23 protein-coding genes are annotated in these 23,018 nt (G+C 65.3%); 12 read left to right on the top strand and 11 right to left on the bottom strand.

The window, feature by feature from the left end; genetic code table 11:
* Positions 1–62 precede the first annotated feature (62 nt).
* Together N2K95_RS03215 and N2K95_RS03210 are read right to left on the bottom strand one after the other, a co-directional pair.
* Positions 63–1,352, bottom strand: coding sequence for an NRAMP family divalent metal transporter (locus N2K95_RS03215; RefSeq protein WP_260652885.1), 1,290 nt, complete (start codon positions 1,350–1,352; stop codon positions 63–65).
* A 250-nt stretch (positions 1,353–1,602) separates the two neighbouring features.
* Positions 1,603–2,037, bottom strand: coding sequence for a hypothetical protein (locus tag N2K95_RS03210; protein ID WP_260652884.1), 435 nt, complete (start codon positions 2,035–2,037; stop codon positions 1,603–1,605).
* Positions 2,038–2,339: 302 nt separating this feature from the next.
* Here N2K95_RS03210 and N2K95_RS03205 point away from each other — a divergent pair, with 302 nt between their 5' ends.
* The 5 genes from N2K95_RS03205 to N2K95_RS03185 all read left to right on the top strand — a co-directional run bounded on the left by N2K95_RS03205 (position 2,340) and on the right by N2K95_RS03185 (position 6,203).
* A complete protein-coding gene (locus tag N2K95_RS03205) occupies positions 2,340–2,708 on the top strand; it encodes an ArsR/SmtB family transcription factor (RefSeq protein WP_255793018.1) in 369 nt (122 codons plus the stop codon).
* Positions 2,705–3,211 (top strand): SRPBCC family protein, encoded by a 507-nt coding sequence (locus N2K95_RS03200; RefSeq protein WP_260652883.1) that lies wholly within the window; start codon positions 2,705–2,707, stop codon positions 3,209–3,211. Before N2K95_RS03205 ends, N2K95_RS03200 begins: the two co-directional genes overlap by 4 nt.
* Positions 3,211–3,699 carry an SRPBCC domain-containing protein gene (locus tag N2K95_RS03195; protein WP_260652882.1) on the top strand — a complete coding sequence of 163 codons (489 nt, stop codon included), beginning with the start codon at positions 3,211–3,213 and terminating at the stop codon, positions 3,697–3,699. The genes N2K95_RS03200 and N2K95_RS03195 overlap by 1 nt, the downstream gene beginning before the upstream one ends.
* A gap of 9 nt (positions 3,700–3,708) precedes the next feature.
* Entirely contained in the window at positions 3,709–4,158 is a 450-nt protein-coding gene (locus N2K95_RS03190; RefSeq protein WP_260652881.1) for a VOC family protein, read from the top strand.
* 671 nt (positions 4,159–4,829) lie between these two features.
* Positions 4,830–6,203: an amino acid permease gene (locus tag N2K95_RS03185; protein WP_260653708.1), complete on the top strand. Its 1,374-nt coding sequence runs from the start codon at positions 4,830–4,832 to the stop codon at positions 6,201–6,203.
* Between the two features lie 15 nt (positions 6,204–6,218).
* Here the strand turns inward: N2K95_RS03185 and N2K95_RS03180 are convergent, their stop codons facing one another.
* Positions 6,219–6,473 (bottom strand): hypothetical protein, encoded by a 255-nt coding sequence (locus tag N2K95_RS03180; RefSeq protein WP_260652880.1) that lies wholly within the window; start codon positions 6,471–6,473, stop codon positions 6,219–6,221.
* 161 nt (positions 6,474–6,634) lie between these two features.
* Between N2K95_RS03180 and gluQRS the strand changes: the two genes are divergently transcribed.
* Positions 6,635–7,552: a tRNA glutamyl-Q(34) synthetase GluQRS gene (gene gluQRS, locus N2K95_RS03175; RefSeq protein WP_260652879.1), complete on the top strand. Its 918-nt coding sequence runs from the start codon at positions 6,635–6,637 to the stop codon at positions 7,550–7,552.
* Positions 7,553–7,617: 65 nt separating this feature from the next.
* On the opposite strand, the gene N2K95_RS03170 is transcribed toward gluQRS, so the two are convergent.
* On the bottom strand, positions 7,618–8,643 hold the full coding sequence (locus tag N2K95_RS03170; RefSeq protein WP_260652878.1) for a GmrSD restriction endonuclease domain-containing protein: 1,026 nt from the start codon (positions 8,641–8,643) through the stop codon (positions 7,618–7,620).
* Positions 8,644–8,793: 150 nt separating this feature from the next.
* On the opposite strand from N2K95_RS03170, the gene ppk2 reads away from it, so the two are divergent.
* The 3 genes from ppk2 to N2K95_RS03155 all read left to right on the top strand — a co-directional run bounded on the left by ppk2 (position 8,794) and on the right by N2K95_RS03155 (position 11,489).
* Positions 8,794–9,831 (top strand): polyphosphate kinase 2, encoded by a 1,038-nt coding sequence (gene ppk2, locus N2K95_RS03165; protein ID WP_260652877.1) that lies wholly within the window; start codon positions 8,794–8,796, stop codon positions 9,829–9,831.
* Between the two features lie 81 nt (positions 9,832–9,912).
* A complete protein-coding gene (locus N2K95_RS03160) occupies positions 9,913–10,650 on the top strand; it encodes a FadR/GntR family transcriptional regulator (protein ID WP_260652876.1) in 738 nt (245 codons plus the stop codon).
* Positions 10,651–10,703: 53 nt separating this feature from the next.
* A complete protein-coding gene (locus tag N2K95_RS03155) occupies positions 10,704–11,489 on the top strand; it encodes an alpha/beta fold hydrolase (RefSeq protein WP_260652875.1) in 786 nt (261 codons plus the stop codon).
* Positions 11,490–11,492: 3 nt separating this feature from the next.
* On the opposite strand, the gene N2K95_RS03150 is transcribed toward N2K95_RS03155, so the two are convergent.
* The 6 genes from N2K95_RS03150 to N2K95_RS03125 all read right to left on the bottom strand — a co-directional run bounded on the left by N2K95_RS03150 (position 11,493) and on the right by N2K95_RS03125 (position 17,841).
* Positions 11,493–12,065: a GNAT family N-acetyltransferase gene (locus N2K95_RS03150; protein ID WP_260652874.1), complete on the bottom strand. Its 573-nt coding sequence runs from the start codon at positions 12,063–12,065 to the stop codon at positions 11,493–11,495.
* Positions 12,066–12,127: 62 nt separating this feature from the next.
* Positions 12,128–13,177, bottom strand: a complete 1,050-nt coding sequence (locus N2K95_RS03145) for an L-idonate 5-dehydrogenase (RefSeq protein WP_260652873.1) — start codon at positions 13,175–13,177, stop codon at positions 12,128–12,130.
* A 14-nt stretch (positions 13,178–13,191) separates the two neighbouring features.
* A complete protein-coding gene (locus tag N2K95_RS03140; protein WP_260652872.1) occupies positions 13,192–13,965 on the bottom strand; it encodes an SDR family oxidoreductase in 774 nt (257 codons plus the stop codon).
* A gap of 16 nt (positions 13,966–13,981) precedes the next feature.
* A complete protein-coding gene (locus N2K95_RS03135) occupies positions 13,982–15,385 on the bottom strand; it encodes a GntP family permease (protein WP_260652871.1) in 1,404 nt (467 codons plus the stop codon).
* 30 nt (positions 15,386–15,415) lie between these two features.
* A complete protein-coding gene (locus N2K95_RS03130) occupies positions 15,416–15,937 on the bottom strand; it encodes a gluconokinase (RefSeq protein WP_260652870.1) in 522 nt (173 codons plus the stop codon).
* A 134-nt stretch (positions 15,938–16,071) separates the two neighbouring features.
* The gene (locus N2K95_RS03125) at positions 16,072–17,841 is read right to left on the bottom strand and encodes a hypothetical protein (protein ID WP_260652869.1); all 1,770 of its coding nucleotides are present in this window, start codon (positions 17,839–17,841) and stop codon (positions 16,072–16,074) included.
* A 170-nt stretch (positions 17,842–18,011) separates the two neighbouring features.
* On the opposite strand from N2K95_RS03125, the gene N2K95_RS03120 reads away from it, so the two are divergent.
* From N2K95_RS03120 to N2K95_RS03110, 3 genes are all read left to right on the top strand, one after another.
* Positions 18,012–21,335 carry a DEAD/DEAH box helicase gene (locus tag N2K95_RS03120; protein WP_260652868.1) on the top strand — a complete coding sequence of 1,108 codons (3,324 nt, stop codon included), beginning with the start codon at positions 18,012–18,014 and terminating at the stop codon, positions 21,333–21,335.
* Between the two features lie 206 nt (positions 21,336–21,541).
* Positions 21,542–21,802, top strand: coding sequence for a hypothetical protein (locus tag N2K95_RS03115; protein ID WP_260652867.1), 261 nt, complete (start codon positions 21,542–21,544; stop codon positions 21,800–21,802).
* A 117-nt stretch (positions 21,803–21,919) separates the two neighbouring features.
* Positions 21,920–22,372, top strand: coding sequence for a MarR family winged helix-turn-helix transcriptional regulator (locus tag N2K95_RS03110; RefSeq protein WP_260652866.1), 453 nt, complete (start codon positions 21,920–21,922; stop codon positions 22,370–22,372).
* Between the two features lie 21 nt (positions 22,373–22,393).
* Here the strand turns inward: N2K95_RS03110 and N2K95_RS03105 are convergent, their stop codons facing one another.
* Entirely contained in the window at positions 22,394–23,017 is a 624-nt protein-coding gene (locus N2K95_RS03105; RefSeq protein WP_260652865.1) for an FMN reductase, read from the bottom strand.
* Position 23,018 lies beyond the last annotated feature (1 nt).

The following is a 23,018-nucleotide window of genomic DNA, read 5'->3' as shown; positions in this document are numbered from 1 at the left end:
TTGTGTTCACAGAGCCTTTTACACGAAACCTTGTGTTCGCAGAGCCCGATTTACACAAAGCCTTATGCCCACAGAGCCTGCAGACCGGCAAGCGAATTCCAGCCAAGGTACAGGGTCAACAGCCAGGCCAGGACACCGACGATGAGCAGCCACCGCGGATACTGATACCCGGACAGGAGGTCCCGGCGCCGCCAGGCAGCCCACAGCAGGATGGCAAACCCGAGCGGCAGAATGAGCCCGTTGAAAGCCCCTGCAAAAACCAGCAGTGTCTGCGGCGGCTGGCCCAGCAGCAGATAGGCTCCCGCACAGACCGCGATGAACGCCACCGTGAGCAGGTTCCGGACACGATCGGTGCCGGAAAGCTTGGTGACGAAGGAAACGGATGTGTACGAGGCACCAATTACCGAGGTCAGGGCCGCAGCCCAGAACACAATGCCGAAGAACCTGATGCCAATCTCTCCAGCAGCGATGCGGAAGGCATCGGCAGCCAGATTCTCTCCGCTCAGTACCGCTCCCCCGGCAACCACACCCAAAACGGCCAGGAACAGCAGTACCCGCATCACCCCGGTGACAATCACACCCAACAGAGCAGCACGGGTAATGGGCTTGATGTTTTCGAGCCCGGAATTTCCCGAGTCAACCATCCGATGCGCCCCGGCGTAAGTGATGTATCCACCGACCGTCCCTCCGATCAGGGTGGTAATGGCCAGGAAATCCACTTGCTCGGGCAGGACGGTGTTCTTCAGCGCGCTCCCTACCGGAGGTCCGGCAACAATGGCGACGTAAAGCATCAGCAGGATCATCAGGGCACCAAGGACCACCACCACCCGGTCCAGCGCAAGCCCGGCCCGTTTGGACAGGAAGATCAGGATGGCCAGCAGAGCGGAAGCAGCAGCACCGATCTTCGGGTCCAGGCCGAGCATGGCGTTCAATCCCAGGCCGGTACCGGCCACATTGCCCACGTTGAAGACGAGTCCGCCGATGAACACCAGAATCGCGAGCACCAGTCCGGCCCCGGGGAGGACCTTGTTGCCCAGCACCTGGGCCCGCAGCCCGGAAATGCCGATAATCCGCCAGACATTCAGCTGGACGGCGATGTCCACCAGGATCGACACCAGGATGGCGAACGCAAAGGCCGCCCCGAGCTGAACGGTAAACACGGTGGTCTGGGTGATGAATCCGGGTCCGATGGCACTGGTGGCCATCAGGAACATGGCGCCCAGAATGGCGGAACGCTTGGGATCGGCCTTCCTGCGCGGCTTCCGCCCGGACGCGGGGGAAGCGCCCGACGCCGCGGAAGCACCGGGCTCTCCGGAGGGACCCTTTGCTGGATCGGGAGGCTGCTCGTCCATCCGCTCATCCCTTCCACAAGGCTGCTGGGGATAAATTGCCGCCAGTTTACGGTCGCGGGGAAGGAACCTGAAGCACTGGGTACGGGGACCTCCCTTTTCCGGCGAAACAGCGGAATCCCTCCCGCCGAGGCGTGATTGTTCCGGCCAGACGGACCATGCAGTCACGGCCCACAGGGCAGACCTGTAGTCAGGACCCGCCCCAGCGCCTACTTTGGCGCGCGACGTCGACCGCCTCCCCGATTGCCGGTTCTTACGCGAATGCGAACAGAGACAGCAGAGACGTTCCACACCAGAAGAAGAAGATTCCGAGGAATACCACGGCGCCGCGTCTGGCCGCCCCGTCGCGGTAGAGCCATACGAAGGCGCCCCAGCTGGCGGCGAACGAGATCAGCCACCCCACACTCGCCCAGAAGGTAAGCGGGTCCAACTGCGATTCCTCGAGCAGCTGTGTTGCGAGCACAAAGATGGCGTAGGCGGGAACGGCCGTCAATAGATAGAGGATGTTGCCCACTACCATCAACGTCGTCCCCAGCGCGCCCAACGGCGGCAAATCCCCAGTACCGCCGGCTGCACCGTTTGTCCCGTTCCCGGCAGGATCAACCGTCGATTCCGGGCTTGCAGCAGGCGGTGGCGGAGACGACGACGGCGTCGGCTCATCTCCGTTGTACGGATACTGGTATTCCATGGGTCCCCCGTTTTTCCATGACCTTAGGCATCATTCCCCGCACGCATCAGGCCTGCGGGACAACCCTAACGCAGGCTTTGCCGGCACCTTCCCGCGCACAGCACAGGCATCGACACAGCACACCGCCTGACATAGCCCCCCCGTTCCGCCAGCACAGGCGCCCAGCCATCCTTAAGAAAACTTCACCAAACCCTTGACCCTCCCCCGACGCCGTCGTACGTTCGTAATCAACCGAAAGGTTGAACAACCAGCACCTTGATTACACCGCTACTAATGCGAGCAGACAGAAGCTGACCAACAGCATGGAATCCTCCAGCGACGAACCCCTTCTGGACAAGGCCTTCCTGGCCCTGGCCGATCCGGCCCGCCGCCAGATCATCGCCCGGCTTTCCCGGGGCCCTGCCACGGTCAACGAATTGGCGGAACCCTTCGAGATCTCGAAGCAGGCCATCTCGAAGCACATCCAGGTCCTCGAGCAGGCGCAGCTGGTCACGCGCAGCCGTGACGCCCAGCGCCGGCCCGTCCACCTGAATCCCGCACGGTTGGAGGCGCTCACCGCCTGGATCGGCCAGTACCGGCTGACCCGCGAGGAGCAGTTCCGCAGCCTTGACGCCGTGCTCAACGCACGGGCCGCAGCGAAAGGCGGTCCGCAGGCAAAGGATTCATCATGACCAATGCACTGCAGCTCACCGTTCCAGAGGGTGTCCCCTTCATCGATTTCAGCCGCGAGGTGGACTATCCCGTGGACCAAGTCTTCCGGGCGTACTCCGAACCGGACCTGCTGGTCCAGTGGCTGGGACCACGCCGGAATAAAATGGACATCAACCACTACGACTTCCGTACGGGAGGCTCCTACAGCTACATCCACACCGGACCGGAGGGAGTGCCCTACGAATTCCGCGGCATCTTCCACACCGTGCGGGAAAACGAGTTCGCCATCCAGACCTTCGAATTCTCCGGTTATCCAGACGTCACCAGCCTGGAGTTCATGACCCTCGAGGCGCTCGACGGCGGCCGCACCAGGATCATCACCCACGCGGTCTACCCCTCCATGGAGGCGCGCGACGGCATGGCAGCCTCCGGTATGGAGGGCGGGGTCTCCGAGGGCTTCGACCGGATGGACGAACTGCTCGCCCAGCTCCAGCCGGAAGCACTGCAGGGAAGGGGTGCGTGATGAGCAACCCGCTGATCATTGATGCTCCCAAGGGGCAGCCGTTGATCGACTATCACCGCGAGTTCGAGTTCCCTGTTCATTCCGTCTTCGCGGCGCACACGGATCCGGATCTGTATGCCCGCTGGAACAGCTCCGGGTCCACGCCGCCACGGTATGACCTTTTCGAGCCGCGGTCCGGTGGAGCGTACCGCTGGGTGCAGGTGGGTGACGACGGCGTGGAGTACGTCTCCCGGGGAGTCTTCCACAGCGTGCGGCAGGACGAGTTTCTGCTGCAGACCTTCGAATTCGAGGGCTATCCGGATGTGGTCACACTGGAATACAGCACCTTCACAGAGTTGCCCGGCGGCAGGAGCCGGCTGACCGGCCATTCCGTGTACCCGTCGGTCGGATTCCGGGATGAATTTCTATCCAACGGCATGGGGGACGTCATGTCTGACGGCTACAACCAGCTGGACGAGCTGCTCGCCTCCGTCCGGGCCGGAAGGTAGGTGCTGAGTATGGACTGGACCCTTGAGGTAATGATCGTCCCGGTCAGCGACCAGGACCGGGCGATCGAGTTCTACCGCGACAAGGTGGGCTTTAACCTGGATCACCGCACGTCGACCGAGCAGATGGATTTCGCGCAGCTGACTCCGCCCGGCTCGGGCTGCTCGATCGTGCTCGGTGACCCGGCTTCCCAACAGGGCATGCTGCCCGGGTCCCTGCGGGGGCTGCAGCTGGTGGTGCCGGATGCGTCGGCGGCCCGGCAGGAACTGCTGGACCGCGGCGTGGACGTCGGCGACGTGACCGTCTTTGACGAGCGCGACGGCGGAACCTTCTTCAGCTTTGCGGATCCGGACGGCAACGCCTGGACCGTGCAGGAGATGAAGGTCCGGGCGGACAGGCCGCTGATTCCGCATGAGGCAAGGATCAGCTATCCGGCGGAGCAGGGTGAGCGGGGAGGGTGAGCGAGGAGTTAAACCAGCGCACGGGCAGGATTCCCCAAGCGGGGACCTGCCTGTGCCTCTGTTAGCAACGGCGACCAGTCCTTCCTGCCATCCCGCCAATGAGCTACTGGTAGTCCCCACAGGATCGGGGTGCTATGGCGGCAATCATGCTGCCGATTCGTTCGATGCCTCAGTGCGTCCGAAGGTACTTTACCAGGACCCAAATAAGCCAGAAACCTCCGGTAATTACGGTCATCAGGAAATCAAATACGAGTCGTCCGAAAGTGTACTGCTTGGTTTTGGTTTTACTCATCAGGTTTTCCGTCCTTTCGGGACAAAAATGAAAGGACCGCACTACGGGCCCCTTAAAGGGAGTTGGTTTTTTATCTTACTGGGAGTTTTACACATAATTCGCTCTTCAACGTACTCATGGGTGTGGTGTGAACGGATGCTGCCCCAGGACCCTAAGCCTTTGGGAAGATCAACGTCCGTCAGGCTGCCCCTCCCGCGGCTAGGACCCGCTGGTGGGTCTATGTGCCACCCCACACCCTGAAAACCGCATCCGGCTCGTGGGCGTAATATGGATTGGCCCCTGAATCGGCCTACCTCCCCACATTCCAAGGTGCGTTTTCTTGAAGTCCTCCTTTACCCAGGCATTGGCCCGCGGGCTGAATGTCCGGCACATCCGCTTCATGGCGCTCGGTTCGGCCATCGGCACCGGCCTCTTCTACGGGTCCGCCTCAGCCATCCAGTCCGCCGGACCGTCCGTCCTGCTGGCCTACATGATCGGCGGAGCCGCTGTCTTCCTGGTCATGCGGGCACTCGGCGAAATGGCTGTCCGGCATCCGGTCTCCGGATCGTTCGGACACTACGCCAGCCGCTATCTGGGCCCGTTCGCAGGGTTCATCACCGGCTGGACGTTCGCCTTCGAAATGGCCATCGTCGCCATTGCGGACGTCACTGCGTTCGGTATCTATATGGGCTTCTGGTTCGAAGACGTACCGCGCTGGATCTGGATCCTCGCCGTCGTTATGCTGATCGCCGCGCTGAACCTGATGCGGGTGAAGGTGTTCGGCGAGACCGAATTCTGGCTCTCGCTGATCAAGGTCGCCGCCATCATTGCGATGATCGTAGGCGGAGCGGCCATCGTCGTCTTCGGCTTCGGACTGCCCGACGCCGCCAACCCCGGCCTGGACACGATGCTGGGCTCCGGAGGGTTCTTCGCCAACGGGTTCTGGGGCCTGCTGGCGTCCTTCTCGATTGTGATGTTTGCCTTCGGCGGCATTGAAACCATCGGCATCACCGCCGGCGAAGCGGACAACCCCAAGAAGGCCATCCCGGCCGCGGTCAACACCGTGCCGGTACGCATCCTGCTCTTCTACGTATGCGCCCTGGGCATCCTGATGATGATCTTCCCGTGGCAGGACATCAACGGCGAAACCAGTCCGTTCGTGCAGATCTTCGACGCCCTCGGCATCCCCGCGGCAGCGCACATCCTCAACGCCGTGGTGATCACCGCCGCGATCTCCGCCATCAACTCCGACATCTTCGGTGCCGGCCGCGTCCTCTACGGACTTTCGCAGGAAGGTCAGGCCCCGGCGTCGTTCGCCCGGATTTCCCGGCACGGCGTGCCCTGGATGACCGTGGCGACCATGGCCGTGGTGCTGCTGGCCGGCGTCGTACTGAATGCGCTGCTGCCCGAATCGCTGTTCACGATCATCGCTTCCATTGCCACCTTCGCGACGGTCTGGGTGTGGCTGATGATCCTGCTCTCGCACATCGCGATGAAGCGGGAAATCAAGCGCCGGAACCTGCCGGCCTCCGAATTCGGCGTACCGTTCTGGCCGGTTGCGTCCTATGCGGCGCTGGCCTTTATGGTCTTCATTGTGGCGCTGCTCGGCATCATGCCCGAAACCCGGGTGGCCCTGATTGTGGGCGCCGTGTGGATCGCGTTCCTGTTCGGCGCCTACCGTCTCTGGGTCCGCGGCGAGGGCCTGGTGCGCGCGGACCTGGTTGATGAAACGTACGACGCCGGGGCCCAGGGCACGGCCGACAACAGGGTCTGAGTTCCGCTGCCCCCGCTACCCCGGAAGAAGTCTGGACGTCCCTGGTGAATGGCGGACATCGGGTTCGTCCGGCAGCCGGACGGTGCGGAACAGCGCGAAGCTGAACCGCCCCAGGCGAAGCGTGGCCAGCGGCCAGTCGGTCTCGGCACGCTCCGCGCCGTCCGGCTGCTGCCGCTCCTGCAGGGTTCGCCGGAGGGCGTGGCGGCGCTCTACCTCGGCTGCCCGCAGGCGGTGTTCCATCCGCGCAACCTCGAGCTCCATAAGTCCCATGCCTGCAACGCTAAGCACCGCCCCGGGAATGAACCACGGCCATGCGGACATCCCCGGTCCGCAGACTCGCACCTCAGAAACCCCGCTAATGTACTTCCCTTCCGCCCGGAGCGGAAAGGGCACGACCGGCGGATCCCACGGCGCCGGAATAGACTGAAGCTGTGCCTATTTCCTCCGCCGCCGGCCGCTTCGCTCCCAGTCCCACCGGAGAGCTGCATGTAGGAAACCTGCGCACCGCCCTGCTGGCCTGGCTCTTCGCCCGCAGCACCGGCCGCCGGTTCCTGCTGCGGATGGAGGACCTGGACCGGGTGCGCTCCGGCGCCGAAGCCGCCCAGCTGCGCGACCTTACCGCCGTCGGCCTGGACTGGGACTCAGACATCATCCGTCAGTCAGAACGCACCGACATCTATCTCGATGCGATCAACGGACTGCGCCGGGCAGGACTGGTATACGAGTGCTTCTGCACCCGCCGGGAGGTGGCGGAAGCGGCCTCGGCTCCGCATGCACCGCCCGGAGCCTACCTCGGCACCTGCCGCCACCTGACCGAAGAACAACGCGCCCGACGACGGCGGGACCGTCCGGCGGCGCTGCGCCTGCGGGCGGAGGTTCGCGAGTTCACCGTGACCGACGAGCTGCACGGCAGCTACACCTCGGCCGTTGATGACCTGGTGCTGCTGCGCAACGACGGCGCCCCCTCCTACAACCTTGCGGTGGTTCTGGATGACGCACTGCAGGGCATCGACCAGGTGGTCCGCGGGGATGACCTGCTCAGTTCGGCACCCCGGCAGGCCTATCTCGGTTCCCTGCTCGGCCTGCCGCCCGTCGGCTACGCCCACGTACCGCTGGCCCTGAATACCTCCGGGCAGCGGCTGGCCAAGCGGGACGGCGCCGTCACCCTTTCCGACCTCGCCGCAGCCGGGCTGGACGCCGACGCCGTCCGGGCCCAGATCCTCGGGTCGCTGGGACTGCCCGGGGACCTGCACGCGGCGCTGGCCGCCTTCTCCCCTGCCCGGATCCCGCTGGAGCCCTGGATTTTCGACCCCGCACGGGATCTTCGAACCGCACGCAGTAACTCCTAACGCGAAACAGGCCCCGCCCGGGCAGCATTTCGCTGCAGGGCGGGGCATGGTGTGTTGCCGGTGGCCTAGGACGTACAGCCCACGCCGTCGCCGTCCCGGTCGAATTTCGGATCCCAACCGGGGTCTCCGGGGCGGATCGGCGCAACACCCGCGGCTTTAACCGCCGAGCAGTTGGCATAGCTCGCCCCTGCGGGCGCCGCCGGAGCAGGCGCGGCCGGTGCGGGAGCGGCCGGAGCGGGCGCGGCAGGAGCCGGTTCCACGGCCGGTGCAGGCTGGGCGGCATCGGCTGCTACGGGCATCGCTCCATCACGGGCGGGAACGGGCTCCTCCGGGCAGCCCGAGAGCACCGCTGCAATGGCATCATGCTCGGCCTGCGTCATCCACAGCCGGTATTCGGCTTTGACCGCGGTCTGCCGGGCCACATATTCGCAGCGGAATCCCTTGTTGGCGGGCAGCCACGTGGCGGCGTCGCTGTCGGACTTCGAGCCGTTCGCCGGACCGTCGGCAGCCATGAGGTTCAACGGATCGTTCGCCAGCTGGCGGCGCTCCTCGGCGGAGAGCTGCTGGGCCCCCTTCTGCCAGGCATCGGACAGGGCCACGACATGGTCAATCTGAACCGCGGTGCTGGTGGCGTTACCGCGGACAAACGCGATGGTGGTTCCCGTGTAGGGGTCCAGGAACGTGCCGGAAGCAACCACGCATTCCCGGGTTCCGTCCTTGTACACGACGTCCACGAGGTCCCGGGCGAGGATGTCGTTGCGGGTGTCGCAGCCGTTGCGGTCCGTATCAGCCCAGGCCGGGCCGAACTGTTCCCGGTCATATCCGGTCTTCGGCGCGCGGCCCTTGATCGGGATGCCTGCCAGCTGGTCCAGGGCGGTGCCTGCCGCAGCCGGTGCCGCCGGTTCGGCCGGTTCCTGCTGGGCGGGCTCGACGTCGGCGGGCTCGGTCGCTGCAGGCTGGGTGGAGGCCGACTCGGAGATGTCAGCGGACGGAGCTGGTGCGGAATGGCTGTCGGTAACCGGGGTGCAGCCGACGGTACCGAGGGCAAGCAGGGCAATGATGGACAGAGCTTTGGTGCGTAGTGAAGTCATCGCCAACCATTATCTGTGGCCGGGCACCGGCTCCCGGTCAGGCGCGCCGCCCAAGCTGCCCGACGCCGTCGTGCACAGAACCCGATTCCTCTTCCAATCCGTGGGCAGTGCCGCGTAGATTCGGAAAAACGGACCTGCAGCGGAGATGTCATGGCAAACAATAAGAACGGCACCAAGGAAGTTTCGACCCGGCAGCCGCCGGTAACCGACGGAGCGGAGGCGGACGGGAAAAGCCTGAACGGGCAGCGCGTCGCTGTCGCTGAGGACTACGCCCAGGAACTCGATGAGCTTCAGGAGCTCAAAAAGAAGGGCAAAAAGCTCAAAATCGACGTCGACGACGACGCCTGGCGGCAGAACTATCCCTATGACACCAAGCTCAACCGGCGGACCTATGACCGGCAGAAGCGCCGCCTCCAGATTGAACTGTTGAAGATGCAGCTGTGGGTCAAGGAAACCGGCCAGAAAATGCTCATCATCTTCGAGGGCCGGGATGCCGCCGGAAAGGGCGGAGCGATCAAGCGGTTCGACGAGCACCTGAATCCCCGCGGCGCACGGGTGGTGGCCCTGGAAAAGCCCACCTCCGAGGAACAGACCCAGTGGTACTTCCAGCGGTATATCCGTACGCTGCCCAGCGGCGGGGAAATCGTGATGATGGACCGCTCCTGGTACAACCGGGCCGGCGTCGAACGCGTGATGGGGTACTGCACCCCGGCGCAGTACCTTGAGTTCATGCGGGAGGTTCCGGAACTGGAGCGGATGCTCGTCAACTCCGGCACCCTGCTGCACAAGCTGTGGTTCTCGGTGGGCCGAGCGGAACAGATGGCCCGGTTCGCTGCCCGGGAAACCGATCCCGTGAAGCAGTGGAAGCTCTCACCTACTGACCTGGCCAGCCTGGATAAGTGGGACGCCTACACGGAGGCGAAGGAGGCCATGTTCTTCTACACGGATACCGGAGACGCTCCCTGGACGGCAGTGAAGTCCAACGACAAGAAACGCGCCCGGCTCGAGGCGATGCGCCACGTGCTGAACACGGTGGAATACCCGAACAAGGATCGCTCCATTGCACACGCACCCGATCCGTTGATTGTGGCTCGGGCCTATAACCATTTCGAAGAGGACGACGAACCGCACGGCAGCTTCCCGGTGGTGAAACCGCAGGGAAACGCGACAACGCAGGCTGCCGGCTAGCTGCTGCTGTGACGGACGTTACGACGCCGGTGCGTACAATACAGAGGTGATTCTTACCGCAGCAATGCCTCGCCGGTCCGCATGAGTTCCCGGCTGCACAACCTCGTGATGGAAACGCTGGGCATGCGGATTGTCTCCGGTGAACTTGCTGCCGGAGACACCATGCATTCGGAACACCTCGAAACCGAACTGCAGGTGTCCCGGTCCGTTGCCCGCGAGGCGGTGCGGGTGCTGCAGTCACTGGGCCTCGTGGAAACCGTCAAGCGCGTGGGTATCCGGGTTCTCCCCGCAACTGACTGGAATGTCTTTGACGCCACGGTGATCCGGTGGCGTCTCGCCGCTTCCGGAAAAGGCGGCCAGCTCCGCTCACTCACCGAGCTGCGCTCCGCCGTCGAACCCGCCGCAGCGGAACTGGCCGCGGTCCATGCCCCCGACGAGCTGGCAGCCGAGCTGCTGACGGTGGCAACGCAGATGCGGGCAGCCGGCCGGACCGGAGACCTGGAACTGTTCCTGGACCTCGATATCCGGTATCACGGGCTGGTGCTGGCGGCCTCCGGAAATGAGATGTTCAGCCAGATGCAGTCCATGATCGCTGAGGTGCTGCGCGGCCGGACCCACTACGGACTGATGCCGGACCACCCGCATGACGAAGCCCTGCAGCTGCATATGGACGTTGCCCACGCCATCCACGCCCACAACCCTGAGCTGGCCCGGAATGCGATGGAGAAGATCATGCGCCGGACCATGGACGAGGTCGGCGGGGTCTGGGCGCACGAGCCGCGGATTTTCCAGCCGCTGCCCTCTTCAGAATCGGTCTGAAGACCGGTGCCGTCCTCCCCCTCCTTCAGGGACAGCCCGCATAGGATGATGCGGTGATAGCACATGAGGCGGGACAGGGCAGGCCGCTGGTACTGATGCACGGTTTCGAGCTCGACCACCGCAGCATGCTGCCCCTCGAAAGCTCGTTGGCTGACAGTTCATGGCGGCGCATCTACCTCGACCTGCCGTGGACCGAACAGGCGGTTCCCGGGCCGGTCGCCAGCGCACAGGACGTGGCCGACGGCGTCGTCAACGAGCTTCGGGACCGGCTGGGAGACGAGCCGTTCGCGATCATCGGACATTCCTTCGGCGGCATGGTTGCCCGACATGTGGCGCACGCGATGCGCGGCCAGGTGCTCGGGCTGGCTACCCTAGGGGCGGTCTTCACAGCCGACCACCGCAAGCGGGTGCTCCCCGCACGCGAAGTCATCTCCGCGGCCCTTCCGGACCAGGCAGCCGATGATGACTTCCTGGAAATAGCCGTCATCCAGACTCCGGGCACCCTCGCGGCGTTCAACGAATTTGTCCTTCCCGGTCTTCGGGGGACGGATCAGCAGGTGACCGGGCGGATTGCCGCGGACTACGCGCTGCGGCGGGAGCCGGAGGCAGCCCATCCGGAACCGTTCGAGGCGCCGTCGCTGCATATCTTCGGCCGGCAGGACCACGTCACCGGATATGAGGACGGGCTGGCGCTCAGGGACCACTACGTGCGCGGAACGTTCGCAGTGCTCGACGCCGCGGGCCACCACCTGTACATGGAGCGTCCCGCCGCAGTCTCGGTGCTTATGGATGACTGGCTGACCAGCGCCCGGGCACACGCACCTGCTCTCCCCCGGTAGCCGCTACGGGGAAACCCGGTACTCGTCCTCCAGCATCCCCAGCAGCATCTGGTCGTGGAAAACCCCCTGGTGGAACACCGCGGCACGGCGGCGCCCCTCTTCCTTGAAGCCCAGCGACCGGTACAGATGGAGAGCCCGCTCGTTGTAGGACCAGGTCTGCAGCTCGGCTTTGTGCGCACCCATTTCCTCGAAGACAATCCGCAGTCCAAGCTGCAGGGATTCACGACCCAATCCCTGGTCCTGGAATTCGGGGCTGATGATGATCGCCATGGTGGCAATGCGCTCCGGGACGGACATGCCCCAGACGCTGATATGCCCTATCAGGCGCTCGGCAGGATTGACGATGCTGTACCCGAAGCCGGACGGCGACTCGTTCTTGCTCCACGTCCGGAACATGTCCGCCGTCGTTCCCTGCGGACGGGCGGCCACCCTGTTCTGCTGCAGGATGGCGGAAGCGGGATCATTCCACCATTCGGACAGATGCGGCAGGTCCTGCTCCCGGAGCTCACGGAACCGGATCCTTTCCCCGGTGAGCAGCGCCGATGACCATTCCTGCAGCCTCAGGTAATCATTCATGCGGGGATCATAACGCAGCCGGGTTTTCCTCCCGCGGATTGGCGGCGGGCAGGATTGGCAGCTCAGTCGCCGAAGCGCAGCAGCACCTTTCCGCTGCGGGAGGCGTCCCGTGCCGTCTCGAAGGCCGCCAGGGTGTCCTCGACGGCGAACTCGTGCGTCAGGACCGCATCCGCCTGCAGGCTGCCGTCGGCCAGGGCAGCAATGACCTCGTCAATTTCGTCGTTGAACCGGAAGGAACCCACCAGTTCCAGTTCCCGGGTGATCGCCAGCGAGATCAGGGCAGGCTGCTCACCCGAAGGCAGCAACCCGACCATCACCACCCGCCCGCCGCGGGTGGCGCCCGTCACCGCAGACATCAGTCCGCGGTAGCTCCCGGAGGATTCGAAGCAGATGTCCGCATCGACGCCGGCAATGGCATCCGCCTCGGTTGCGGGCAGGCTTCGGTCCGCGCCGAGCGTACGGGCGATGGCCAAGGGTCCTTCGTGCCTGTCGGTGGTAATGATCTCCCCGGCCCCGCGGGTCCGCAGCACGGCCGTGATCAGCGCTCCGATAGGGCCCGAACCCACCACGAGTATCCGTTTACCCCGAACATCGCCCGCACGGGACACGGCATGCCAGGCCACCGCCGCGGGTTCCACCAATGCGGCGCGGCGGAGCGGCAGCTCCTCCGGAAGCACCCGCAGCATCCGCGCCGGCAGGTTCACGTAGCGGGCGAAGGCGCCATCCGTGTGGGGAAACCTTGCAGCACTGCCCAGATACGTGCAGCCGGGCGAAAGGTTCGGCCGGTCCAGAGGGTACCGGGTGCCGTTCCCCGGGCCGGGGGTTGCCGGGTGCACGGCGACGGCGGTGCCGGCACCCGGCCCGGTGCCGTCCGCGGCCGGCACCAGCACCCGTCCCACTACCTCGTGGCCCAGCAGCATGGGCGCACGCAGGATGGACTCCCCCGCCGCACCGTGCTGCCAGTAATGCAGGTCAGACCCGCAGATGCCGCCGTAGGCAATTTCCACCACGGCTTCATCAGTCCCCGCGGGTACCAGCGGCATGTGTTCCACCCGGAGGTCCCCGGCGCCGTGGGCTACCACGCCTAGGGTGGTGGCTGGCAGTTCGGTCATGGCTGGGTGTCCTTTCAGACCACGGTGGTCATGCCGCCGTCGATGAAGACGACCTGGCCGTTCACGAAGTTCGAAGCATCCGAGGCGAGCCAGAGCGCCGGTCCCACAATGTCCTCCACTGTGCCCCAGCGGTGGGCCGGAGTGCGGCCGAGGATCCACGAGTTGAACGCCTCGTCATCGACGAGGGCCTGCGTCATTTCCGTCTGAATGTACCCCGGGGCAATCGCATTGATCTGCAGTCCCTCCCCCGCCCACTCGGCCGTCATGGCGCGGGTGAGGTTTCGGACGCCGCCCTTGGATGCCGTGTACGGGGCAATGGTCGGCCGGGCCAGGTCCGTCTGGACCGACGCGATGTTGATGATCTTCCCGCTCCCGCGGGCGATCATGTGCCGGGCTGCCTCACGGCCCACCAGGAAAGCGCTGGTCAGGTTGGTCCGGAGCACCCGCTCCCAGTCCGCCACATCCAGGTCCAGCATCGGTTCACGGTGCTGGACTCCGGCGTTGTTGACGAGGATGCGCAGGGGCCCGACTTCGCGCTCCACCCAGGCGACGCCGTCGGCCGCTGCCTGCGCGTCCGTGACGTCAAAGCGCCGGGCGAAGATCCGGTCCGCACCGAACTCAGCGGCGAGCTCTGCGCGGGCGGCCTCCAGCCGGTCCGGGTCCAGTCCATTGAGTACGACGACGGCGCCCGCGCCGGCCAGGCCGCGGGCAATCGCGTTGCCGATGCCGCGACTGGAGCCGGTGACCAGGGCGATCCGGCCGGAAATATCAAGCATGCTGGTAGTCATCGCTGCTTCCCGACCCTTAGAACTGCGCGGCGATCAGGTAGATGACCAGGGCGAAGACGAAACCGATCACGCCGATCAGGGCCTGGCCGACAGTCCAGGTCTTCAGCGTGGTCTTGGTGTCCATCTGGAAGAACTTGCTGACCAGCCAGAAGCCGGAGTCGTTCACGTGGCCGGCGAAGACCGAGCCGCCGGCGAGTGCCAACACAATGGCCACCACCTGGACCCCGTTGAAGTCCGGGTTGTCCAGGACCACCGGCTGCACCAGCGCCGCAGCAGTGGTCAGGGCAACGGTGGCTGAACCCTGCGCCAGGCGGACGATGGCGGCGATGAGGAAGCCGGCCACGATCACCGGCAGTCCCACCGCATCCAGGGAATCGGCGATGGCGGTGCCGATGCCGCTGGCACGCAGCACACCGCCGAACATGCCGCCGGCGCCGGTGATCAGGATGATCGAGCAGACCGGGCCCAGGGCACTATCCACCACGGTCTCGATCAGCGAGGCGCTCTTGCCCTCACGGCGGCCGAGCAGCCACATCGCCAGGAAAACGGTGATCAGCAGGGCAACCGGGGTTTCACCCAGGGAGCGGAGGACCTGCACCCAGCCGGTGTCCAGGGAGACGACCTCGGCGGTGGCCAGCATGTTCAGGCCGGTGTTGAGGAAGATCAAAACAAACGGAAGCAGGAGCAGCAGCACGATGGTGCCGAGCTTGGGAGCGGAGCGGAATTCGGACTCCGCCGACCCCTTCGGCGCATCCAGGATGGAGGGCACCGGGATGTCGAATTTGCGGCCCAGGAAGGTGCCGAAGAGGTAGCCGGCCAGGTACCAGGTGGGGATGGCGACGAGCAGGCCGAAGATCAGGACCAGGCCGATGTCGGCACCGAGCAGGCCGGTGGCGGCCACGGGGCCGGGGTGCGGCGGCACAAACACGTGCATGACGGAGAACGCCGCGGCCGCGGGGAAGGCGTACGTCAGCAGCGAGCCACCCATGCGGCGGGCCACGGTGAAGATGATCGGCAGCATAACCACCAGGCCGGCGTCGAAGAAGATCGGGAAGCCGAACATCAACGAGGCCACCGAAAGGGCCAAGGAGGCCCGCTTCTGTCCGAACTTGGTGATCAGCGCGTTGGTCAGGACCTCCGCACCGCCGGAAACTTCAAGCATCCGTCCCAGCATGGCACCGAGGCCCACCAGCAGCGCCACGCTGGCCAGGGTGGTGCCGAAGCCGCTCAGCAGCGTGGGCACCAGATCGGCGGCGGCGATGCCGGTGGCGACGGCGGTCAGCAGGCTGACCGTGATCAGTGCCAGGAACGCGTGGATACGGAATTTCATGATCATCACCAGCAGCAGCGCGATGGCTGCGACGGCGACGGCGAGCAGGCCGGGAGTACTCAACGTCCAGTTGAGTTCTAGATCGGTCATTTTCGTCCTATCTGGGGGAGGGTACGGACGTCAGTGTCCGTTGGCGGTGAATACCGCAGCGACAGCCGCGGCAATTTCAGCTGGTGGCAGGTGGATGTCCACCGGGATACCGGCTTCGTCGGACCCAAGCGGTTCCAGGGTTTCGAACTGGGAGTCGAGCAGGGCGGGCGGCATGTATTCGTGGTTGCGGTGCGAGAGCCGGTCCGCGATGAGGTCGCGGTCGCCGGTCAGGTGCACAAACCGGGTGTCCGGCGCGAAGGAACGGATGAGGTCCCGGTACCGGCGTTTCAGCGCCGAACAGGCGACGACGGTGGATTCGCCGCGGGCGAGTCCGTCCGCCAGGACCGTTCCGATGGCCCGCAGCCATGGCTCCCGGTCCGCATCGTTGAGGGGATGGCCGGAGGCCATCTTTTCCCTGTTGGCGGCCGGATGCAGATCATCCCCGTCAATGAACGGCAGACCCAGGACCTCGGCAATAGCGCGTCCGGATGTGGACTTACCGCTGCCTTGAACGCCCATCACGATCAGCGGCGGAACGTTGGACGACGGCATGGCTACACTCCCTCAGACGCATCTTCACCTCTGATTCGTGTGACCCAGCGGACAATAAATCAGATTTATCTTCCACAAGGTAGCACAGCACAAGTGCCTGCGTTTCGGTCTTTACCCCGAGACACGTCGCGGAACTAGGGCCGCAGGGAAAGCATCACGCTGCGCAGCTGCTGCGCTTTGGCCGTGCCGGCCTCCTCCGGAGCCAGTGTCCCGCTGAAGGACGTGGTGCCCAAGCCCGGCAGCTCGGCGAGCTTATGCGTGGGGCAGAGATCGGGATGCCCCATCAGGTCCGTCACCACCAGCGCCCATGCACCGTTTTCCGCCGGCACGGCTTCCAGATGAACCGGTTCTGCGGCAATCCGTTTCGATACCCGATTCTGGTAGGGCAGGGCAGTACGGTCCTCGGCCACGGGCCAGGTTGCTCCACCCGCGCACGCACCCCCGAGACCGGACATGTTGGTCATGAGGCTCGCGGAATCTTTTCCTGCGGCATCCTTAATGGCGTAGCGTCCGCCGATCAGCTGGCCGTCGCCAGCCGTGTACTCCACGCTCCATCCCTCGGGCAGGTCGAGGCTGAACGGGTCCTTCTCGGCGTTGTACCGTGTCCAGCCCGCCGGCACGTCGGCTCCTCCGGTCTCCGGTGCGGTGGACGACGGCGTCGGGCTGGCCGACGCGGACCCTGCGGACGACGACGGCGCGGTGGCCGACGGCGGCGCGGTGGCCGACGGCGGCAGCGTCCCCTCGGTGACCTCCACTGGAAGCACGGCGATTTTGCTGTCGTAGGCTCCCACCGGGTCCATGCCGAAGTGGACCAGCACGCCCTGATCCACGGTGCCCAGCACCTGGGCTCCAAGCCCGTAGAGTGCGCCCCGTCCCAGTTCCTGGCCGGTTTCGGCATTGACGGCCAGCAAGTCGCCCGCGCCGGCGGAATCGGCCTCAAAACCGAAAACGTAGGTTCCCGAGTATCCCGCGGCGCTTGCCGGTGTCCCGGGCATCGTCCAGTCGAGGCCGCCATCGGCGTCGTAGGCGCGGACCTCGCCGGTGCCGTCGGGCGCCGTGACCAGCAGGAGAGCATGGCTCGTGTCCGCGTGCAGGACCCGGGGTGTCAGGCATTCGCCCGTGAGGCAGTTGTTGAGCACTGCCTGGAAGGCGGGACGGGGGTCCACCAGCTCTCCGCCGTCGGCCTCCGCCAAACCGCGGGCCTGCGGAGAGTAGGTCGAATACCAGGAAAGGGGATGGCTGTAACCCAGCAGCGTGGTCCCGGTTTCTGCCGCCGGAACGGCCGCACCGGTGGCAGGGTCCAGTGCCTGAACACCGGCATCCGCAGAGACCAGCAGCGCGGATTCCCCAACGGCCATGTCCCGCAGGCCCTCGACCGGCTGCGTCCAAAGGGTAGTTCCTTCGAAGTCGGTATGCAGGACCGATTCGTCATCGACTCCCTGCTGGTAGGCAATCAGGAACCCCCGGTCCGTCGGTTCCGCCGAGGTGATCCGTGCGTCGGCAGGCAGCCCGGCAAGCGGAGCCGGAGGGTTGGCTTCGAGGGACGGCGGGTTACGGTACTGGTCGAAGCTGAAAATTCCACCGAACGCGAGGGATTCCGGCCCTTCGCCGCCCTGTGTGAAACAGAGGGTGCGGAGGTTGGCAGCCAGGGCACACTGCTGCGTGTTGGCTGGCCCGGGCAGCGTCAGCCGGTCCCCGCCGACTGCGGCATCGGCAGTCCCGAACACCACTGACACGGGGCCGGTTTCCGGCGGGACGGGGGTCTGCGTCGCTGCTGGTGCCGACGTGGCGTTCCTTGACGGCTCAGCGTCCGCGCCGGCATCGGCACCGGCGCCGGCGCTGCAGGCCGACGCCGAGACTGCCAGGGCTGCAAGCAGCACGGCATAAATGGTCCTGGTCTTCATATTCTTTTGTCCCCCAAGCAGCCGGGAGATATCCCGGGAAAATTGACACGCAGATCACGCCATTGTGACCCGCGCTACTAACATCCTAAACAGGGCACCCCGAAGCCTGCCAAATCCCCCGAAGGAACCCGGCGGCGGAAACCGTCAGTACTGCGTGAGACGATAAAACCATGCTCGAAACCCCTCCGCTCGTAGACGTTACCGACGTCATCCGCGTGGTCGGCGGATCGGCGTTCCAGCGGGGCCAGACCTATGCCAAGGGCGGCGCCGTGGAAGCCCTGGAGTGGGATGCCCAGGGCGAGGTGCTGCGCGCGCAGGTACGCGGCAGTGCGGCTGCTCCCTACCGGATCATGCTCCAGCTCGGCGCCAAACGCCAGGGTGACTACCGTCTGCTGGATAACCACTGCAGCTGCCCCCTGGGGTTCGACTGCAAGCACGTGGCGGCAGCTGCCCTGCAGAGCAACACCGAGCACTTGATTTCCCGGCAGGAGCTCTCCGCCCCGACCCTGCGTCCGTCCGTACCGGCCTGGCAGCAGTCGCTGCAGACCCTCATTGATGCGGATCTGGCGGACAGCACCAAGCCCGTTGAAACCACTCCCCTGGCACTGCAGTTCGAACTGCGGAACATTGTCGCGGCCGCAGCGTCCCGGTGGGGTGCCGCCCCGGCTCCGCGCAGCCGGCACCGGGCCACGCCCTTCCGGCTGGGCGTCCGTCCGGTGGTGCGCAACTCCAAGGGCAACTGGGTCAAAAACAACCTGGCCTGGAGCAACATCAGCTACCAGACCTACGGACTGCGGCTGGATCCGGACCAGCACCGCTGGTTCTCCCAGTTCCCCGCCCTGCACCGTTCCAACGGCGTGAGCTACTTCGGGCAGAACGATTCCTGGCTGTATCTGGACGACTTCGCCAATCCCCTGCTTTGGCAGCTGCTGGATGAAGCGGTGCGGTTGGGCATTCCCTTTGTCGGCACCAAGAAGGACACCGCGGTCCGGGTGGGAAAGCTGGCCACTCTGTCCCTCGACGTCCGGGCTGCCGGCGGGGACACTCCGGCGCCGCTGCAGCTGCTGCCTACGCTCGAAGTAGACGGCACGCCGGTCCCGTTGGAGGATGCCGGGATCATCGGCAGCCACGGCATTTACCTCCGCTCGCCGCAGAACACCATCACGCTGGCGCCCACCGCCAAGACCCTCACCGAACAGGACAAGGGCCTGCTGTTGCAAGGGGCTCCGGTGATGGTGCCGAAGGCGGATGCTCCGGTCTTCCTGGAAAAGTTCTATCCCCGGCTGCGGCAGGTACTGCCTGTCACGAGCAGTGACGACTCCGTGGAGTTCCCCGAGATCGAGCCTCCGGTGCTGGTCCTCACCGCCGGATTCGGCCCCGAGGACCAGCTGACCCTGACCTGGAACTGGTCCTACCGGCACGGAAGCTCCTCCACCCGGCTGCCGCTCACCCGCGTGCCGCGGACAGGCAGGCCGGCGGACGACGACGACACCTCCTACCGGGATATCCCCGCCGAGGCGGAAATCCTGGCTGCCGTGGGGAAAACACTGCACGCGGTGCCCCGCGACCGGACCCTGCGGGAGATTGAAGCCGCCGAGTTCACCGAGCATGTCCTGCCGGAGCTGGAGAAGCTTGCCGGCGTCCAGGTGGAAATTTCCGGAACGCGGCCCGATTACCGGGAGCTGCTCGAGGCGCCGAAGCTGAAGATCACCACGGTGGAAACCGAACGCCGCGACTGGTTCGACCTCGCCGTCATGGTCACCGTGGAGGGCCGGCTGGTGCCGTTCGCGAATATCTTCAAAGCGATCGCCCAGGGCAAAACCAAACTCCTGCTGGTGGACCGCACCTACCTTTCCCTCGACCGGCCCGAATTCGAACACCTGCATGCGCTGATCAATGAAGCGCAGGGCCTGCAGGAATGGGATACCGGGGAACTGTCCATCAGCCGGTACCAGGCCGGGCTGTGGTCCGAGCTGGAGGAGCTGGCGGAGGAAACCGAGGAAGCTGCCGCCTGGCGGGAGTCCGTCTCCGCCCTGCTGGATCTGGACTCGGTGGATCCGGTGCCGCTGCCGGCCGGACTCGAGGCCAGCCTGCGGCCCTACCAGCAGGAAGGCTTCAACTGGCTGGCGTTCCTGTGGGATCACGGCCTCGGCGGAATCCTGGCGGACGACATGGGGCTCGGCAAGACCCTGCAGACCCTGGCCCTGTTGGCCCATGCCCGGGAACGTCAGACGCAGGAAGAACAGCAAACCCGCCGACCCTTCCTGGTGGTTGCCCCCACGTCAGTGGTCCCCAACTGGGCCTCCGAGGCGGCACGCTTCACCCCCGGGCTGAAGGTGGTGACGGTTTCCGATACCAGCGGCAAGTCCCGCATCCCGCTGGCCGAAGTGGTGGCCGGCGCCGACGTCGTCCTTACTTCTTATGCCGTGTTCCGCCTGGACTTCGCCTCCTACCGGAAGGTGGAGTGGGACGGCCTGATCCTGGACGAGGCCCAGTTCGTCAAGAACCGGGTGACGCGCGTGCATCAGTGCGCCCGGGACCTGCCTGCACCGTTCAAGCTGGCCATTACCGGCACCCCGATGGAAAACAACCTGATGGAGCTCTGGGGGTTGTTCGCCATTGTGGCACCGGGCCTGTTCCCGTCCGCCCGGAAGTTCGCCGATGAATACCAGCGGCCCATCGAACGCGGCGACAGCCCCGAACTGCTGGCACGGCTGCGCCAGCGCATCCGTCCGCTGCTGATGCGCCGCACCAAGGAAGCCGTGGCCAAGGACCTGCCGGAAAAGCAGGAACAGATCCTTGAGGTGGAACTGCATCCGAAGCACCGCAAGATCTACGAGACGCATCTGCAGCGCGAACGCCAGAAACTCATGGGCCTGATCCAGGACATGGACCGGAACCGGATGATTGTCTTCCGCTCCCTCACCCTGCTGCGCATGCTCAGCCTCGACGCGTCACTCGTTGAGCCGGAGGAGTACGACGGCGTGCCGTCCGCCAAGCTGGACGTGCTCTTTGACCAGCTCGAAGACGTTACCGCCGAAGGCCACCGCGCCCTGATCTTCAGCCAGTTCACCTCGTTCCTGAAGAAGGCCGCCCAGCGCCTGGACGAACAGGGCATCAAGTACGCCTACCTCGACGGTTCCACCCGCAACCGTGCCGAGGTGATTGCCTCGTTCAAGGACGGCGTGGTCCCCGTGTTCCTGATCAGCCTCAAGGCCGGCGGATTCGGCCTGAACCTGACGGAAGCGGACTACGTCTTCCTGCTGGATCCGTGGTGGAACCCGGCGGCCGAGGCCCAGGCGGTGGACCGCACGCACCGGATCGGGCAGAAAAACAACGTGATGGTCTACCGCATGGTCGCCCGGGACACCATCGAGGAAAAGGTGATGGCGCTCAAGGAGCAAAAGGCGAAGCTGTTCACGTCCGTCATGGACGACGACGCCGTCTTCAGTTCCGCGCTCACGGCGGACGACATCCGGTCGCTGCTGCAGTAGCAGCAAGGGCCTCCGTGCCGGTGTTCGTGAGGCCGGCCTTCGTCCGTGAATTCGAGCACGCCGTGCCCCCGGATACCCGCTGAATTGCGCCCCGGTACCGGCTCGGCCAAATTCTACAGTGCGTAGAAACCGTTACCTTGGAACCAGGGCCCGCTTCCGCCGTCGGACGCCTGCGGGCAGAGCCACATGCGTACCAAGGAAAGGCAATGAGCGTCCAGGATTCAACACTGGTCCGGCCGGTCGGGACTCGCCCCAAGGATGAGGACGACCTGGTGCACGTTTTCTGCACCCCCTGCAAGCGGCGGGCACGCAGCCGTGCGCGGCGCCCGGTTCCCTACTGCGGCAAACAGATGCCCAACCGTCCGCTGCGCGATGACACCGGCGACCTTCCCGTCTGCGCGGTGTGCCTGGACCTGGCCAGGTCCGCCCCCTGTCCCCGGTGCGGCACCCAAGCCCGTTTCGACTGAGCAAGCCCCGGCCCCGTGCGCCGGGTCCGGCGCCTGCACCCAGGCCCGCTTCAACTGCGGCCGGCTGCCTGCAGCACTGCCATTCCCTGCACGGGGATTGATTTGTACAGTGGAGTGATGGCGAATCAGGAGCGGCCCATCGGATTCTGGCTCAAGCTCGTCGACCAGCTGGTTGATGACCAGTTTGGCGCCAGCTTCGAAGAACACGGCGTCACCCGCCGGCAATGGCAGATGATGAACCTGCTGGTGGAAGGCCCCGCCTCGCAAAAGGAGTTGTCGGACGGGCTGCGCCCCTTCTTCCCTGCGGTGGAGACCGGCACTTCCGCGGAGCTTATTGAAGAGCTGCGCGAATCCGGCTGGGTACTGCTGGAGGACGGCCAGTACCACCTCACCGACCTCGGCAGCCGAAGTCTGGAAAACCTCCGGGGTGCGGTGGACCGCATCCGGCAGCTGATGACGGACAACATCACCGAAGAGGAATATACGGCCCTCCTGGCGGTCCTGCAGCGGATGGCCAGCAACCTGGGCTGGGACGGCGACGTCGCCTCCGGTCCCCGGGTCGACACCTAGGAGTTCATCCCCGGGCCGGGCCTACTTGCGCTGCGTCTGGGCGAGCAGTTCCTCGAAGGGCAGCGACTGCGCAGGATCCCGGCGCTTAGGTGCGGGGGCATCGCCCAGCAGTGCCACAAGTTCACCGGCGGCGCGTCGGACCCGCTGCTCCAGCGAGCCCGTTCCGGTTTCACCCGTTCCCCAGTCCCCCGGTGCGGCATAGACGGCGGTCGGAGCGATCCGTGCCCGAAGGTAGCTGAACATGGGCCGGAGGGAGTAGTCGAGGACCATGGAGTGCCGGGCACTGCCGCCGGTTGCGCCGAGCAGGACGGGCTTGCCGTCCAGCGCAGTGTTGTCGACAACGTCGAAGAAGGACTTGAACAGCCCGCTCATGGAAGCCGTGAAAACCGGCGTCACCGCAACCAGCGCATCAGCGGCAATAAGTTCGTTAATAGCTGTTTCCAGCCGGGGTGCGGCGTACCCGGTCACCATGTTGTTGGCGATGTCCACAGCATATTCACGCAACTCGAACGTGGTGACGCTGACGCTGAGCCCCAGGGCCTCAATTTCCGCCTTGGCGGCCGCGGCAAGGGCATCCGCGAGCATCCGGGACGACGACGGAACACCCAGTCCGCCCGAAACCACTACTATCCTGCGATCCACCACA

Origin of the sequence: Arthrobacter zhaoxinii (assembly GCF_025244925.1) — a bacterium.
GTDB lineage: Bacteria > Actinomycetota > Actinomycetes > Actinomycetales > Micrococcaceae > Arthrobacter_B > Arthrobacter_B zhaoxinii.
The sequence above is the reverse complement of the archived record's forward strand: the minus strand, read 5'-3'. Positions and strand labels throughout refer to the sequence as shown.

Bases quoted from the DNA above. Each gene is read 5' to 3' on its own strand.
- N2K95_RS03215 (WP_260652885.1), bottom strand. From the start codon at position 1,352: ATGGACGAGCAGCCTCCCGATCCAGCAAAGGGTCCCTCCGGAGAGCCC.
- N2K95_RS03205 (WP_255793018.1), top strand. From the start codon at position 2,340: ATGGAATCCTCCAGCGACGAACCCCTTCTGGACAAGGCCTTCCTGGCC.
- ppk2 (WP_260652877.1), top strand. From the start codon at position 8,794: ATGGCAAACAATAAGAACGGCACCAAGGAAGTTTCGACCCGGCAGCCG.
- N2K95_RS03200 (WP_260652883.1), top strand. From the start codon at position 2,705: ATGACCAATGCACTGCAGCTCACCGTTCCAGAGGGTGTCCCCTTCATC.
- N2K95_RS03150 (WP_260652874.1), bottom strand. From the start codon at position 12,065: ATGAATGATTACCTGAGGCTGCAGGAATGGTCATCGGCGCTGCTCACC.
- N2K95_RS03120 (WP_260652868.1), top strand. From the start codon at position 18,012: ATGCTCGAAACCCCTCCGCTCGTAGACGTTACCGACGTCATCCGCGTG.
- N2K95_RS03135 (WP_260652871.1), bottom strand. From the start codon at position 15,385: ATGACCGATCTAGAACTCAACTGGACGTTGAGTACTCCCGGCCTGCTC.
- N2K95_RS03115 (WP_260652867.1), top strand. From the start codon at position 21,542: ATGAGCGTCCAGGATTCAACACTGGTCCGGCCGGTCGGGACTCGCCCC.
- N2K95_RS03210 (WP_260652884.1), bottom strand. From the start codon at position 2,037: ATGGAATACCAGTATCCGTACAACGGAGATGAGCCGACGCCGTCGTCG.
- N2K95_RS03130 (WP_260652870.1), bottom strand. From the start codon at position 15,937: ATGCCGTCGTCCAACGTTCCGCCGCTGATCGTGATGGGCGTTCAAGGC.
- N2K95_RS03170 (WP_260652878.1), bottom strand. From the start codon at position 8,643: ATGACTTCACTACGCACCAAAGCTCTGTCCATCATTGCCCTGCTTGCC.
- N2K95_RS03125 (WP_260652869.1), bottom strand. From the start codon at position 17,841: ATGAAGACCAGGACCATTTATGCCGTGCTGCTTGCAGCCCTGGCAGTC.
- N2K95_RS03110 (WP_260652866.1), top strand. From the start codon at position 21,920: ATGGCGAATCAGGAGCGGCCCATCGGATTCTGGCTCAAGCTCGTCGAC.
- N2K95_RS03195 (WP_260652882.1), top strand. From the start codon at position 3,211: ATGAGCAACCCGCTGATCATTGATGCTCCCAAGGGGCAGCCGTTGATC.
- N2K95_RS03185 (WP_260653708.1), top strand. From the start codon at position 4,830: ATGGCGCTCGGTTCGGCCATCGGCACCGGCCTCTTCTACGGGTCCGCC.
- N2K95_RS03145 (WP_260652873.1), bottom strand. From the start codon at position 13,177: ATGACCGAACTGCCAGCCACCACCCTAGGCGTGGTAGCCCACGGCGCC.
- N2K95_RS03160 (WP_260652876.1), top strand. From the start codon at position 9,913: ATGAGTTCCCGGCTGCACAACCTCGTGATGGAAACGCTGGGCATGCGG.
- N2K95_RS03140 (WP_260652872.1), bottom strand. From the start codon at position 13,965: ATGACTACCAGCATGCTTGATATTTCCGGCCGGATCGCCCTGGTCACC.
- N2K95_RS03180 (WP_260652880.1), bottom strand. From the start codon at position 6,473: ATGGGACTTATGGAGCTCGAGGTTGCGCGGATGGAACACCGCCTGCGG.
- N2K95_RS03190 (WP_260652881.1), top strand. From the start codon at position 3,709: ATGGACTGGACCCTTGAGGTAATGATCGTCCCGGTCAGCGACCAGGAC.